This is a genomic window from Desulfosoma profundi (assembly GCF_055387865.1).
On the sequence record NZ_AP042420.1, the window covers coordinates 2,330,788 to 2,345,864 of the forward strand.

General features: G+C 58.7%; 14 protein-coding genes. 3 read left to right on the top strand and 11 right to left on the bottom strand.

Translation table 11 applies throughout. The annotated features are described in order from the left end of the window. Positions 1-33: 33 nt before the first annotated feature. From ACZ5K9_RS10080 to ACZ5K9_RS10130, 11 genes are all read right to left on the bottom strand, one after another. Positions 34-939 (bottom strand): polyprenyl synthetase family protein, encoded by a 906-nt coding sequence (locus ACZ5K9_RS10080; protein ID WP_464271207.1) that lies wholly within the window; start codon positions 937-939, stop codon positions 34-36. Between the two features lie 37 nt (positions 940-976). Next, positions 977-1,414, bottom strand: coding sequence for an exodeoxyribonuclease VII small subunit (locus tag ACZ5K9_RS10085; protein ID WP_464271208.1), 438 nt, complete (start codon positions 1,412-1,414; stop codon positions 977-979). 125 nt (positions 1,415-1,539) lie between these two features. Then, complete coding sequence (xseA, locus tag ACZ5K9_RS10090) at positions 1,540-2,910, bottom strand: exodeoxyribonuclease VII large subunit (RefSeq protein ID WP_464271209.1); 1,371 nt, start codon at positions 2,908-2,910, stop codon at positions 1,540-1,542. 83 nt (positions 2,911-2,993) lie between these two features. Then, the gene (locus tag ACZ5K9_RS10095; protein WP_464271210.1) at positions 2,994-4,061 is read right to left on the bottom strand and encodes an ABC transporter permease; all 1,068 of its coding nucleotides are present in this window, start codon (positions 4,059-4,061) and stop codon (positions 2,994-2,996) included. A 21-nt stretch (positions 4,062-4,082) separates the two neighbouring features. Next, positions 4,083-5,081, bottom strand: a complete 999-nt coding sequence (locus ACZ5K9_RS10100; protein ID WP_464271211.1) for an ABC transporter permease — start codon at positions 5,079-5,081, stop codon at positions 4,083-4,085. 98 nt (positions 5,082-5,179) lie between these two features. Continuing rightward, a complete protein-coding gene (locus ACZ5K9_RS10105) occupies positions 5,180-6,778 on the bottom strand; it encodes a peptide-binding protein (protein ID WP_464271212.1) in 1,599 nt (532 codons plus the stop codon). 24 nt (positions 6,779-6,802) lie between these two features. Then, entirely contained in the window at positions 6,803-7,435 is a 633-nt protein-coding gene (locus ACZ5K9_RS10110; protein WP_464271213.1) for a YqaA family protein, read from the bottom strand. A 3-nt stretch (positions 7,436-7,438) separates the two neighbouring features. Further along, positions 7,439-8,269 (bottom strand): undecaprenyl-diphosphate phosphatase, encoded by an 831-nt coding sequence (locus tag ACZ5K9_RS10115; RefSeq protein ID WP_464271214.1) that lies wholly within the window; start codon positions 8,267-8,269, stop codon positions 7,439-7,441. A 226-nt stretch (positions 8,270-8,495) separates the two neighbouring features. Continuing rightward, entirely contained in the window at positions 8,496-8,738 is a 243-nt protein-coding gene (locus ACZ5K9_RS10120) for a hypothetical protein (protein WP_464271215.1), read from the bottom strand. A gap of 232 nt (positions 8,739-8,970) precedes the next feature. Next, positions 8,971-9,759, bottom strand: coding sequence for an SAM hydrolase/SAM-dependent halogenase family protein (locus ACZ5K9_RS10125; protein WP_464271216.1), 789 nt, complete (start codon positions 9,757-9,759; stop codon positions 8,971-8,973). Between the two features lie 717 nt (positions 9,760-10,476). Next, complete coding sequence (locus ACZ5K9_RS10130) at positions 10,477-11,433, bottom strand: DMT family transporter (protein ID WP_464271217.1); 957 nt, start codon at positions 11,431-11,433, stop codon at positions 10,477-10,479. Between the two features lie 378 nt (positions 11,434-11,811). Between ACZ5K9_RS10130 and ACZ5K9_RS10135 the strand changes: the two genes are divergently transcribed. From ACZ5K9_RS10135 to ACZ5K9_RS10145, 3 genes are all read left to right on the top strand, one after another. After that, positions 11,812-12,681: a glycosyltransferase family 2 protein gene (locus tag ACZ5K9_RS10135; protein ID WP_464271218.1), complete on the top strand. Its 870-nt coding sequence runs from the start codon at positions 11,812-11,814 to the stop codon at positions 12,679-12,681. 329 nt (positions 12,682-13,010) lie between these two features. Continuing rightward, entirely contained in the window at positions 13,011-14,237 is a 1,227-nt protein-coding gene (locus tag ACZ5K9_RS10140) for a glycosyltransferase family 4 protein (RefSeq protein ID WP_464271219.1), read from the top strand. A gap of 26 nt (positions 14,238-14,263) precedes the next feature. Beyond that, positions 14,264-15,007 (top strand): class I SAM-dependent methyltransferase, encoded by a 744-nt coding sequence (locus tag ACZ5K9_RS10145; RefSeq protein ID WP_464273958.1) that lies wholly within the window; start codon positions 14,264-14,266, stop codon positions 15,005-15,007. The last annotated feature ends 70 nt before the right edge of the window (positions 15,008-15,077 follow it).

Below are 15,077 nucleotides of genomic sequence, written 5' to 3' on the forward strand. Positions count from 1 at the left end.
AAGGAGTGCGGCCCGACCATCCCTTGAGGAGATTTACGCCTTTCGCACGAGGAGATAACGAGCCAGAGCCCGAAGAGGTTCGGCGGCCTGTCCGAAACCCTCCACGGCTTCCACCGCCCGTTCCACATGGTCGTGGGCGATTTCTTTGGTGCGCGCCACACCGAGGAGGGCGGGATAGGTTTTTTTGTTCTTGGCCGCATCGGAACCTACGGATTTCCCCATGACTTCAGGGTCGCCTTCCACGTCCAGCAGGTCGTCCGTGATCTGGAAGGCCAAGCCCAGATGTCGGCCATATCGGGTGAGCGCTGCCGATTGTTCCGCGGGAGCACCCGACAGCACCGCGCCGATTTCCAGGGACGCGCACATCAAAGCCCCGGTTTTGCGGATATGCATGTATTCGACGGTGGCCAGATCCACCTCGCGGGTTTCCGATTCCAAATCAATGACCTGGCCGCCGATCATCCCTTGCGCCCCGGAGGCTCGTGCCAGAATGGCCACCGCCTCGAGTCGGCGTGGAGCCGGGATGAGAGAGGCTTCCGGAATGGGTAACGCCGCCAGAAGGCCGAAGGCTTCGGTCAGAAGCAGGTCGCCCGCTAAAATGGCCACCGCCTCCCCGTAGACCCGGTGGTTCGTCGGGCGCCCTCGGCGAAAGTCGTCGTTGTCCATGGCCGGCAGATCATCGTGGATCAGAGAGTAGGTATGCACCATTTCCAGCGCACAAGCCGCCGGCATCACAGCCTCGGGCGATCCTCCCACTACCTCGGCGGCCGCAAGGCACAAAATCGGTCGAAGCCTTTTGCCCCCGGCGAACAGGCTGTAGCGGGCCGCCTCCACAACTGTCTTTTCCAGCCCCGACGTCGCCGGGAAAAAACGTTCCAGGGCTTTGTCCACGGCCTGCCGTTTATCTGCCAAATACGCCTTAAGATCAAAGAATTCCACCCAAAAACCCTCTCGCTCGAAATCGTTTGTCCTTGTATCACGAACCCCGACACCTTGCCAGTGGGAAATGGGATCCGGAAAGCTTGGTCACGAATCCGCAGGCACCCGTGGATCCATTGGCGGGGTTGGAGCCCGGCGTTGCCAAAGCCGAGACGGATAATCCAGAAGCGGGTTGAAGACACAGGGTCGCGCGGCGGCTACGGCTCGTTTTCTTCCACAGGCTTGTCAAAAGGCCTGGTGATCCACCGGCCGTCTTCCCCTGAACCAGCATCTGGACCTTCTTTTCCGCCTCCTCCAGCTTTTCGTGGCACAGCCGCACCAGGCCGACACCCTCACTGAAGGCGCCCATGGCTTCTTCCAGAGAAAGATCACCCTTCTCCAGCTTTTCCACAATCTCTTCCAGTCGTTTCATGGCTTCTTCGAAAGTTTCCGCCTTTTTCTTTTTCGTTTTCGTCTGAACTTCTGGAGGAAACATCAGCCCATCCTTTCTGCCCGGTCAGGCGTTTTAAACTAAGGGTCGGGGCATGCCCTTCGGTGTCATTGTGGGAAGGCTGTGCCACCGAGCCACTGCTTGGGCCTAGAGCGTGCCGGCACACGCCCTCAGCCTGGGGAACTCTCGGTGACGTCTGCGATCAGGTGCCCCTCGGCAAGCCGGATTTGTATCTGATCGCCCGGCTGCACCTGGTGCCATTGGCGCACAAGGGTGAAATCCGGAAGCAGGAATGTGAGGGAATAGCCCCGGGCGAGAATGGCCAGGGGGCTCAAGGACTCCAGTTGTGCCGCCATGGCTTGGAGCTGCAGGCGTCGGCGCTCCTGCCCGCGGTCGTGTGCTTCCAGCAGACGCCGGGCGAGCGGATCGAGCCGGCTTCGCAGCTCGACCAGCCGTTTTTCCGGATGAACCCGCTGTAATCTCTGGGCGGCATGAACCGCCCGCATGTGCCACAACTGGAGCCGATGTTCCATGGCACGAAGGAGTCGATCCAAACGATCGTCCACGCTCAGGCGCCAATCGACAAGGCGGCGTCGAGGATCGACGAGGCGGGAATCCAAGTGAACCACCTGGGTGCGTAGCCGCTCCAGTCGAGCTGTATAAGCGTTTTGCAAACGTTTGGCGCGATCGTTGAGTTGCCGCTCCACTTCCTCCAACCGACTCACCACCCACTGAGCAGCCGCTGTGGGAGTCGGCGCTCTCAAGTCCGCCACCATGTCGGCGATGGTCACATCGATTTCGTGCCCGACGGCGGAGATCACCGGGACATTGCACGCCGCAATGGCCCGTGCAGTGATTTCCTCATTGAACGGCCAAAGATCTTCCAGGCTCCCTCCACCCCGTCCGACGAGCACCACATCCCAGCCGAATGTCTCCTTGAAGGCCGAGACCGCTTGCAGCGCCCGGGCGATTTCCGGTGCGGCCTCATCCCCCTGCACCCGCACGGGAAGCACCGTGACGGTGACCGGATAGGGACACTTCTGGAAGACTTTCAGAATATCCCGAATGGCCGCGCCGGTGGACGAAGTGATAACCGCGACCCTTTGAGGTCGAACCGGCAAGGGGCGCTTCCGTTCGGGGTCGAACAGCCCTTCTTTCTGGAGCTTTTCCTTGAGCTGCTCAAAGGCCATCTGGAGGGCCCCCAGCCCTTCGGGCTCCAAAATGTCGGCGATGATTTGGTATTCGCCCCGAGGCTCGTAGACACTCAGCCGCCCCTGGCAGAGGACGCCCATGCCGTCTTTGGGGCGAAACTTCAAGCGGGCGAACTGGGTTCGAAACATGACCGCTCGAATCTGCCCCCCTGCGTCTTTGAGTGTGAAATAGGCATGTCCGGAGGCAGGGATTTTGAGATTGGAGATTTCACCTCGAACCCACACATAGGAAAAATTGTCTTCGAGCAAGCTCTTGATGCGGGCATTGAGCTCACTGACCGTCATGACGACGGATGATACGGTGGATACAAAGGGTGAAGTCGAAGGCATGGCGTGAAATTCCTTTACTGGATCCAAGGGCGGTTTTCAGGACCCCCGCACCTCAGGCGACGGGGCCGATCGCACGGACGCTGTCATTGAAAGAGCTTGGGGTCCATGGCGTCCCTGAGCCCCTCTCCGACAAGGTTATAAGACGTGATTCCCAAGAATATGGCAAGTCCCGGGAACGTGGTCAGCCACCACGCGAATTCGATGTAGTCTCGGCTTTGGCTGAGAATATCCCCCCAGCTTGGCGTGGGGGGCGGGACGCCAAACCCGAGGAAACTCAGGCTCGATTCCGTGAGAATGGCGCCCGCGATGCCAAAGACCGCCGAAACCAACACGGGCGCCATGGCATTGGGCAGCATGTGCATAAAAATGATCCTGAGGTGCGACGCCCCAAGAGCCGCAGAGGCTTGGATGAAATCGAGCCTCTTCAGTTTGAAGAATTCGGCGCGGACGAAGCGGGCGACACCCGTCCACCCCGTCAAACCGATGACGACCATGATGTTATAGATACTCGGCGGCAAAAACGCGATGATGGCGATGATGAGGAAAAAAGTGGGAATCGTCAGAAGAATTTCAATGAGACGGCTGATCAGGGCATCCACCCAGCCGCCGAAATAGCCGGCAAGCCCTCCGAGGCTGATGCCGATAACGAGCGCAATGCTCACGGCCACAAAGCCCACAGAAAGGGAAATGCGGGCGCCGTGGATCATCCGACTGAGCACGTCCCGACCTCGATCATCGGTGCCGAACCAATGTTTCCGGGTGGGGGGCGAAAGGTTTTCCAGCAGGTCGTATTCTGACGGAGAGAAAGGCACAGGGGGCCACACCGCCCATGATCCGGGATCGCCGAAAGGCCGCTGAAAAACGAAAACTTCCGGGTTCCAGAGATCCTTCCACGTGCCGTTTTCAGGCCGCAGTTCCTCATTGAAGACGGGAAACACCAACCGGCCTTTCCAAAAGGCGATGAGGGGCCGGTCGTTGGCTAAAACAGGCGCCATGACGGCCACCGCTGTCAGAAAGATTGTCATTCCCAGGCCCATGAGCGCCGGCCGCTTTTTCTTGAAATGATGCCAGACGGCCTTCCAGTAGGACACGGAAGGGATAGGATTGGATGCATCGGTCATCGGGGTGTTTTGGAGGGTGCGGCTGACCATGACGGCCCTTTCATGGGTGCCTTAGTCCAGTTGGATGCGCGGATCCAACACGGCGTAGAGGATATCCGAAAGGAGCAGCCCCACCAAGGTCAACAGCGCAGAAATGGTGGTGATGGCCATGATCACCGGATAGTCCCGAGATAGCACCGCTTCAAAGCCCAATTGTCCCATGCCGGGAATGGAAAAGATGCTTTCAATGATGACGCTGCCGCCGAACATGGCCGGAAGCAAAAACGCCAAAAGAGTCACGATGGGAAGCAGCGCGTTGCGGAAGGCATGTTTCAAAATGACCACCCGTTCGCTCAATCCTTTGGCGCGGGCCGTGCGCACGTAATCTTCCCGGATCACTTCCAGAAGTTCGGCTCGGGTGAGGCGGGACAGGTAGGCGAAACCGCCGTAGGTCAGGCAGGCCACGGGGAGCACCAGATGGTAAAGGCGATCCAAGATCTGGCGCCACAAAGGCCAGTTTTCGGCATTGATGGACGAGATGCCGTAGATGGGAAAGATGTCCCAAAAGTCACCTCCCCCGAAGAGCATGATGAGGAGCACGGCCACCCAGAAGTTCGGCAGGGAGTAGAGGAAAAAGAAAAACAGAGTCAGGGTCTTATCCATGACGGTGTCGGGATGCGTGGCGGAATAGACGCCGAACGGAATGGCAATGAGGTAGACAAGGAGAATGGAAAGCACGTTGATTTGAATCGTCACGGGCAGCCGTTCGGCGATCTTGTCGATCACCTTGCGGTGATCCTTGAAGGATGTGCCGAAATCCAGCGTCACGACCCGCTTGATCCAAAGAAGGTATTGGACAGGCAGGGGCTTGTCCAGGCCGTAAAGCTTTTTCGTCTGTTCGATGATTTGCTTGGCATAGGCGGTGTCGGCCATTTCGCCCTGAGACGCCATCTGCAGTTTCAGCATGGCAGGGTTGCCTGGGGCCAGCTGAATGATGCAAAAGGTGATAAAGGTGATCCCCAAAAGCGTCGGGATCATCTGCAACAGTCTCTTGGCCAGATACGCCCGCATGGTGTCCGCTCCAGAAAGACAATGTATTTTTGACGTGTTACACGAAAACCTTCAAAGAACTCCAGGGGCCGCCCTTTGGTCCAAAGGCTTTCCGTCGTTCATCGATAGCGTTGTTTGTCCGGCGGGACCCACCATTCTCGCACTTCCAGGCCCATGGGATAGACATTCACGTTTTCAAAGCGCCGGTCCACGGCCACCAAGGCTTCAGTGGTGAACAGGAATGTGTACGGCTGTTCTTCGTGCAGGATTTCATGAAAACGATGATACAAGGTTCGCCTTTTGGCCGGGTCGAATTCCCGGCGGGCTTCTTCCATCAACCGATCCGCCTCCTCATTGCGGAAACCCACGAAATTGGATCCCTTGTCCGCCTGGGAAGAGTGCCACAACTGGTAAGGATCGGTTTCCCAACCGAGGCTCCAAGCCAACGTGCAGGCGTCAAAGTCGTGAGATTGAATCTTTTGAATGAACACGGCCCATTCCAGCTTGCGAATGGTCACGGCGATGCCGACATTCTTGAGGTTCTGTTGGACCATGGTGGCCAATTGTTCGGCAAACAAGGATCCGGCGGAAATGAGGAATTCAAAACGAAAGGGAATCCCGTTGCGATCCAAGATCCCATCTCCGTCGTGATCTTTCCAGCCTGCCTCCTGAAGAAGCCGTTGGGCTCGTTCGGGATCGTACGGGTAGGGCGTGACGGCTTTGTTGTATTCCGGACTGTTGATGTAAAAGGTGCCGCTCACCACGGTGCCCAGTCCGAAGAGCAGACGTTGAAGAATCGTTTCTCTGTCCAGAAGCAGAGTCATAGCCTGGCGCACACGCCGATCGTCGAAATACGGTTTCCTCTGGTTCCAGCCGATGTAGGAGTAACTGGGAAGATAATACTTCAGCTTATAAAATCTCTCTTGAAAGCGGGCGCTGCCGGTTTGTTTCATCCATTGAATGGGCCGAAGACTCATGAGGTCCAGCCCGCCCTTTTTGAGCACCTGGAGGGCCACGGTGTTGTCCGTGATGATCTTGAAGACGACCCGCTTGAGGTGAGGTTTGGGTCCCCAATAGGCTTCGTGACGTTCCAGAACGATTTCCTTGCCCGTTTCCCAGCGCACAAACCGGTAAGGGCCCGTCCCCAGCGGGTTTCGGCCGATGGCATGCTGGTTGAAATCTTCTCCTTCCTTGAAAAGGTGGGCCGGAACGATGGGAATCCCGCCGCAGAATTCCAGCGCGCGAAAGTAGGGCATGCGGTAGCGATAGCGGATGGTGTGATCGTCGAGAACTTCCAGCTTTTCAATGTCCCGGTAGTAATTGCGGAGATGCGCGGCATCCACGGCCGGGTCGTTGATTCTTTCAAAAGAGTACTGGACGTCACGGGCCGTGAACGGTGTGCCGTCCTGCCAGCGCACGTCTTTGCGTAAGCGAAACGTGTAGGTCAAGCGGTCTTCGGAGATGTCCCAGGATTCAGCGAGCACGGGAACGAGTTCCAGAGTTTTGGGATCCCGGCGCACGAGGGACTCGTAGATGAGGTCGTTGACCCTCCCGGCATAGGCGTCGGTGGCCGTGATGGGATTCAAGGTGCCCGGTTCGGCGCCGAGGTGGATGATGAGCCAATCGCCGTCCACAGGTTCAGCCGCGTGCAGGGAAACTCCAAAGCACGCCCCCACAGCCGCCGCCATCATGAGGAAAACCAGCGCCCTCAGCCCCATGGCCCTCCCGAGTCGTCAACGGTGTCAGGGTTTTTCAAGGCGTTCGGCCTGCGGCGTCCCCGAACCATGCCCATGGCGCTTGGACCACCAATGGATCACGGCGAAACCTCCCACAAGAAGCGCGGCAAACGCCACGGACAGCATATTCAAGGATTTTTTGACGAATTCGCCGATAGGTTCACCGAAGAAATAAAACAACCCGGCCACAAGGAAAAAGCGTCCGCCTCGACCCACCACGGATGCCAGGATGAACCGCTTGAAATCCAAAAGAAACGTGCCGGCACTGATGGTGAACACCTTGTAAGGAATGGGGGTGAATCCCGCAATGCCCACGGCCCACACGTCGTAACGTTGGTAATAACGTTCCACGGCCTGAATCTTGGTGTGGCTCATGAGCCGCTCCAGAATGGGGCGGCCGCCGTAGCGGCCGATGGCGTAGCCGAACATCCCGCCTAGGACGGAAAAGGCGGTGCAAATGAGGGCGTAGCTGAAGGAATGGTCGGGTTGGATGAGCGCCAAGGAGATGAGGAGGACATCGGGCGGTATGGGAAAGAAGCTCGATTCCACAAAGGCCAGGACCGCCAGAGCCACCGAAGCATGCGGGGTATGGGCCCAGGCGACCACCCACGCGGCCAGATCATGGAGCACCGTCGTCATGTTCTAAGGCTTCCAATGATGAAAGAACACCAAAGCAAGGCACATCGTCCCCAATGCCCAGCAGTACGGCGCGAACACGTGAAAGCGGCCGTGGCGTACCACGGCAAGCAGGAAGCGCAAAGCCAGGTAGCCCACCACCGTTGCCGCTGCCGTCCCCCACAGGACAGGACCCAGGGGGTTTGGAACGGTGTTCAAATGAAGGAGCTCCAGGGTCACGGCTCCCAAGACGGCCGGCACAAAAAGGAGGAAGGAAAACCGCCCCGCCCATTCTCTCTGAAATCCCAAGAGAAGCGCTACAGCGATGGTCGATCCCGACCGTGAGATGCCGGGGGCGATGGCCAAGCCCTGAGCCAGGCCCACCAGAGCGGCGTGTCGAAAGCGCATATCAAAAGGCCCCATGCCCCAACGCGATGTTTTGCGGCGGGTGAGCCACAAAAGGGTACCGGTCAGGAGCAAACTGAATCCCACAGCCGTCACCGAGGCAAACAAGCGCTCAAAAAAGTCCTTAAGCGTGAAACCGAGGATCACGGTGGGGATCGTGCCGCACAGTACCAGAGTAAAAATGCGGCGGGCCTCGTTGCGCTCGTCGGACCGGCCGCCTCCGGGATCTCTCAGCCAGTTCAGGCCGCCTCGAACGAGCAAGGCGATATCGTGACGAAACACCAGAGCCACGGCGAGAAAGGTGCCCACATGAAGGCTTACATCGAAGAACAAGTTGGGTTCTTGCCATCCCAACAGATGTTGCCCGATGACCAGATGTCCGGAGCTGCTCACGGGAAGAAATTCCGTGATTCCTTGAAGAATACCCAACGCCACGGCGGAAAAAGTGTCCATCGGCTGTCCTCGTGGTCGCTTACGATCACATGCGCACGGGCTGGGTCAAGCCCTCCATGCGGCATGTTTTTTGACCAGGCACGAAGTGTGCGTGGCCGTCTATCCGTTGCATGGGGCTTCTATCACAAAGGGCTCCATGGCAACAAGGATCATCGGCATACCGGCATGAAAAAGCCCCTCGCACCCGCCTGGGCCGAGGGGCCGGCTCTTCCCGGTGAAGCAAGCCCTACAGGCTGTTGATGTCGATGTTGCGAATGAATTGCCTGATGGCATCCATGCTGCGATCGATTCTTTCCTGAAGCTTTTTGTCGTGCACATCGTTCTCCGCATGGGCCGAAGTGTCTTTTTCCATGGTCGAATGGGACGGATTCGGCGATTCCACGACCTCATGAGCCTGAAACCCCTCTTTGGTCATTTCAGTGCCTTTGAGCAAGTCCAGCTGCATTTGGAGCCTTCTATCCTTATCCATGTCCGCCTCCTTGGGGTTATTTCATTGTCAACGTTAAGCTAAGCACGGGGACACGGGACGTAAAGATCGGATGCGGCTTAAACGATGCGCCCTGCCCCATGTTTTTTTATCCCTACTTGAGGCATCGGCACATTAAGGTTCCTCCTTGAAGGTTTTTGCACCCACGGAAGCGGCCTGCAAGCTGGTCGCATGGTCGGCGGGACGGGCTTCGGGCGCAAAGAACCGCGTGAGCTCACCCCCGCCGGATCACGCGGACCTTTTGTCCGCTCCGAGCCCCGTAGACATCCGCGGCGTTTCCCTGATTGATGGAGATCTCCAGATGATCGGAACTTCCCACAAGGGCCAATGCGCCCCCGGGGGGAACCTGAGCGTACGTGAAGGTAAAAACGGGGATGTCCCGATTCTCCAAAAAGATATTGAAGGGTTTGCCCTGGACGAAGTCGTTCAGGTGTTGCTTCTGAATGTTGGTGACGATGTTTCCGAAACGGTCAGCTCCCAAGACCTCCCCTTCAAGAAAATCCGGAAGAATGAGCGGGCGCACCCATGGGCACACCAAAGGATTTCCGGGTGGCCCAAGGGCATCAAAGGGCGTGCCTGAGGCCAAATGTGCCGCCACCGAAGCGAAAATGTCCCGCCCGTGAAAAGTGGCGCTGATGGTGGGCCGAAAAAGTCTTCGATTTTCCAAAAGCCGGGTTTCCGCGCAAGGTTCCTCTTCGAAAACGAACGAAAGAATACCGTTGTCCGGGCCGACAAAGATGTGCCTGGAGGTCCGCACGGCAACGGCGTGCCTGTCCGTGCCCACGCCCGGATCCACCACCGCCACATGAATGGCGCCGGTGGGAAAGTCCGCATAGCAGCTCTTGAGCACATAGGCACCCCAGCGGATATCCTGGGGAGGGATAAGGTGGCTGATGTCCACGAGCCGAGCCTGGGGAGCGATGTTCAGGATTACGCCCTTCATGGCCGCCACGTAGCCGTCCTGAAGCCCAAAGTCCGTCAATAGGGTGATGATGCATGCCATGGCGTTTGGAAAACTCTTCGTCCGCCTTCCCTTCTGTGACGGGGCGTTGCCCGCGGGCGGGCGTAGTCGGGGCGGGCCCCTGTGCGTGCCCGAATGTCGCCCACATGTGTGCACAGCCGGAGCCGGCGTCTTAGCGTGCCCGAACGCTGCCCACGCACGTGGATTGTCGGGGCAGGCGCGTGGGCGTGCACGATATGTCTATCCTGTGCGCCGTCCGCCAAATGGGCGGCCACGGGGGGCCGCCCCTACACAGGAATCATCGGGGCGTGCCGGATCTCATGGGGCATGCCCACAAAGGAACACCCCGACGGATGCCTTCCATCTGTAGGGGCAGGCCCCCGTGCCTGCCCGAAGGTTGCGCACATGCGTGCGCTGTTGGGGTAATCCCCTGTGCCTGCCCGGATGTTGTCCAGATGCGCGCATTGTCGGGTCAGGTTCCTGTGCGTTCCCCATCCACCCATTCGGTGTGTCCGTCCCCCAACGGGACGGCCACGGGGGGCCGACCCTACACGCACATCATTGGGGCATGCCCGTTCTCATAGGGCACTCCCACAAAAGGAACACCGCGCCGGATGCCTTCCATCTGTAGGGGCAGGCCCCCGTGCCTGCCCGAATCGTACCCTGAGCGCGTGCACTGCCGGCGTGAGGCCCCTGTGGCTGCCCGGACGTTGCTTTTTTCGACGGCTTCCCGCACGGCCGACGCCCGCGTGCGGACGGTTACGGCGATGGGGCCTGAGAGGCCTCATGCCGTGCCCGCAGGAGTTCCGGCGTCCCGTCGTCAAATTCCCGACGGATCTGCAGGAGGATCACGGCGGCTATCACCAGCAGACCTCCAAAGATCTGAAGCCCCTCCAGGGTTTCGCCCAAAAAGAAGTACGACACAAACCCCGCCGTGATGGGTTCCAGGGTGGCGGTGATGCTCGCCCGGGTGGATCGAATCAAATTGATGCCGTGGAAATAAAGGCCGAAGGGAACGAGTGTTCCCAAGACGGCGATGTAGAGAATCCACACCCATTCTATGGGGGCGTAGTGGTGGCGAAAGGCTTCCAGGGGCGGATGGGCGATGTTCCAGAAAAGGGCGGCGAAAAAGAAAGCATAAAAGAGCACCGTCCACGGGCTGTAGCGGCGCATGCCGTGCTCGCCGTGCACCGAATACCAGGCGAAACTCACTGCCGACGCCAGCCCACTGAGGAGCCCCGCCTTGTTCATGTTGAAAAGATCCAGGTTGTACCCTCCGACAACCAGGTAGCATCCCAGGGTGGCGCCCGTCACGGCCGCCACGGTCGGCCAGGTGAGCTTTTCCCGTGCGATGGTTACCGAATAGACGGCGATGAGCACCGGGGCCAGGTATTCCAAAAGAATGGCGGCGGCCACCTTGATCTTGCTGATGGTGTAAAAGTACGTAAACTGCACCATGGCGAGTCCCGTCATCCCTAGAATCAGGAAATAGAGAATATCGCGAGATGCGATGTGAAGCTTTCGGCGGTCCCGGGCGACAAGCCAAAGAAAGAGGAGGCCGGCCGCCAGCGTCACCCGCATCTGCACCACCTGGTAGGGGGTGACCCCGTGCTGGAAAAGATATTTTCCGGCCGATCCGGAAACGGCCCACAGCACGGCGGCCAGGATCACATAAAAGTAACCTCGTCGAGGAACGGGTGGGGCGGTCGGCTCCATCCAGCGCGCTCCATTTCTCGGCGTTTTTGTCCCATGGGATAAATGACGGCGGCGCCGCACAGTCATTATTAAGAGTGGCCGGATTTTCCGGCGTTTGTGTCGTAGGAGCTCCTACCACAGGCTTTTCGTGGAGTCAAAGCCATGGGAAGGGCGTGGTCGGGCGGGTCAGGAATGTGAAAGTCGAGATGGCCCGGTTCCTGCTACTTTAAAAGGCAAGGTAAAGGATGCGATTTTCCCTGGACGGACCCGTTCGGGGGGACAAGTCGAACGGATGAAGTCCTGTGGATTGTTACGGAACGGCAGGTGCTTTTAAAGATTGAACAGGCGAGGTCCTGCGCATTGAAACGTGCGAGGGCTGTCCCTTAAGGAGAAACCCCGTTGGAACGTGGCGCGGACGTTTCTGTCGTACTTCCCGCATATCAGGAAGAAGCCGCCATTGCAGCGACGGTATCCAAAATCCGCCGGATCCTTCCCGAAGCCGAAGTGATCGTGGTGGACGATGGATCCCGGGACCGAACAGCCGAGGAAGCCCGGCAGGCGGGCGCCTACGTGTGGTCCCATCCCTACAACATCGGCAACGGCGCAGCCGTGAAAACCGGAATCCGCATGGCCTCCCGCGATAAGGTGGTGCTCATGGACGGCGACGGACAACATGACCCGGCCGACCTCCCGCGGCTTCTGGAAGCGGCCGAAAAATACGACATGGTCGTGGGGGCTCGAGACCCCAAAACCCATGCCAACGGATTCCGGCGCCTGGCCAACACGGCCTACAACCTGCTGGCGCGCTACGCCACCCGCTTCCCCGTCAAAGATCTGACATCAGGTTACCGGGTCTTGGATCGGGAAACGGTGCTTCGATACTTGTATCTTCTGCCCAACACCTTTTCCTATCCCACCACGCTCACCCTGGCTTACTTAAGAAGCGGCCGGTCGGTATGCTATGTGCCCATCCAGGCGGGAAGGAGAAAGGGGAAAAGCAAGATCAAACCACTCAAGGACGGCATGCGCTTTTTTCTCATCATCTTGAAGATCACCACGCTCTATTCTCCCCTTCGCATCTTCCTCCCCGTGAGCGGTTGTTTCTTCCTTTTGGGTCTGGCCAATTACGCCTATACGTACCTTACGGCCCACCGCTTCACGAACATGTCCGCGCTGCTCTTCATTACGTCCGTGCTCCTTTTCATGATGGGCCTCATCAGCGAACAGGTCGCCCAACTGCGCTACGACCGGGTGGAAAACGGGGGATGATCGGATTGTGAAAGCCGCCCCTCCTCTTGTGTCGAAAACCGGGGGATTGTCCGTGGATGAGGGATCGGCTTTTTTTCTCTTTTGAAGCGCTGCGCCCGCACCGATCTTTGCAATGGGATCGTCGAGATCCGCGATCGAATGAAGGTGCAAGAACAATTTTGAAGCATCTGCAAGGGACGATGGAGAAGGGGGATGCGACCATTCGGAGCTCTGGCAGGCAATGGGCTGGCAGGCGCGGTGTGGTGCGACCGTTCCTTGCGGCACTCCCCCGGGGGCGTCGTTTATGCCGTTCTTTGTGTTTTCGGACAAGCTCGTTAAATGAGAAGGTTGTGGAACAACGGGCGGATGTGGGAATCTTCCGAGCACGCACTGCAGCCATACCGGAAGAATCTTCGGAGGGGGATCAGGGAACCTTGATGGGTGAGCCGGCACGCCGGATACTTGTCATCACGCGCAACTTCCCTCCACTCTGGGGAGGCATGGAGCGGCTCAACTGGCATTTGGCCGATCAACTGGCTCGGTATGCACAGGTGCACCTCATTGCTCCGATGGGAGCGCGTGAGAAGGCCCCGCCCGGCGTTCAGGTGATCGAGGCGCCGCTTCGTCCGCTGGGACGCTTCCTGCTCGTCGCCGCCTTAAGGAGCCTGGCGGAGGCAAGGCGTTTTCGCCCTCATTTTGTGCTTGCCGGAAGCGGCCTCACTTCCCCTATCGCTCTGGCCGCCGCGCGCCTGGTTAATGGCAAAGCCGGAGCCTACGTCCACGGATTGGATCTCGCTCTTCCCCACCCGATCTATCGGACGGTGTGGTTTTCCGCCATGCGCCGCCTTGATCGCGTCATTGCCAACAGCCGTGCGACGGCGACGCTGGCCCAAGCGGCCGGCATTCAGGAAGCGCGTCTTTCCATCGTTCATCCAGGAGTGGAGTTGGCAGGGGTCGATCAAACAGTTCAACAGGCCCGGCGGCGGGCGTTTCGCAAAAAATATGAGCTGGGGGAGCGCCCGATACTCCTCTCGGTGGGTCGGCTCACCTCACGTAAGGGGATAAAGGCTTTCGTCCGCGAGGTGTTGCATCGGGTGGTCCAGTGCAGACCTGATTGCTTTTTGTTGATTGTCGGCGATGCCCCTTGCGATGCCTTAGCTGCAAAAGCCGAGACGCCCCAGGCCATTCTCGAGGAGGCGCGCGCGATGAGACTGGAACAGCATGTCCGCTGGCTTGGGGTGCTTTTTGGGGAGGACCTGGAGTCCGCTTATTGCGCGGCTGATGTGCATGTCTTCCCGGTGCGGGAGATCCGAGGGGACCCGGAGGGATTTGGCATGGTGGCCATTGAAGCCGCTGCGCACGGTTTGCCGACCGTCGCCTATGCCACCGGCGGAGTGGTGGACGCTGTGGCCGACGGGGTTTCCGGGCGGCTCGTGCCGCCGGGAGATGCGGAAAGTTTTGCGGCAGCCGTGCTCGATCTGTTGCAGCATCCCTTGGAGCGACAAGGCATCCGCCGTTTTGCGGAAGGTTTCGCCTGGGACTCTTTTGGTGCCAGGTTGGCTGTGGCACTGGCATGACGCAAAAAAGTGTGAAAAAGGTAGATATGGAGCTCAGGCAGCCGCATGCGGTTCTTGATTTGTCATCCCGCGGAAAGAAGGCCCTGAAGATCGAACGGCTCCTTGACTTGAAGGCGCGCAAAGAGCCTATGAAGGTGCTCGAGATAGGGACCGGCTCCGGTGGCATTGCGCACTATTTTGCAACCCATCCGGTACTACGCTGTGAGGTGACGGCGGTGGACGTCGTCGATCAGCGGCGGGTCCGTGAAGGCTTTGTTTTCCGCCTTGTTGATGGGACAACGCTGCCGTTCGATGATGAGGCGTTCGATGTGGTCATCAGCAATCACGTGATCGAACACGTGGGGGATCGTCGGGCACAGCGTCACCATTTGCAAGAAATCGCGCGCGTGTTGTCTCCTAAGGGCATTGCTTATCTTGCGACACCCAATCGCTGGATGTGGGTCGAGCCCCATTTTCGCTTGGCACTTCTTAGCTGGTTACCCCGTTCGTGGAGGACTGCCTACGTACGGCTGCGAGGTCGAGGTGCCGCCTATGATTGTGAACCGCTCACTCTGGCTGAGCTTGATGCTCTGGTGGCCGAAACCGGCATGACCTGGAGGCATGTGGAGGTGGAAGCCTTCCGTGAAATGGTGGCCATCGAAGGAAAGATCGGGATGCTGGCCACGGCGGCCGCCTTTTTGCCCGATGCGTTTCTTTCACGCATGCGCCCTGCCATACCGACGTTGATTTGTATATTGCACAAAGGTGCCAAAAGCTTGACGGAGCACTGAAGACGTGCTTTGTCGCTTACTGGGCCGCCAGCCGCGGCATGATTGTTTCTCGGGGAGCGACGAAAACTGC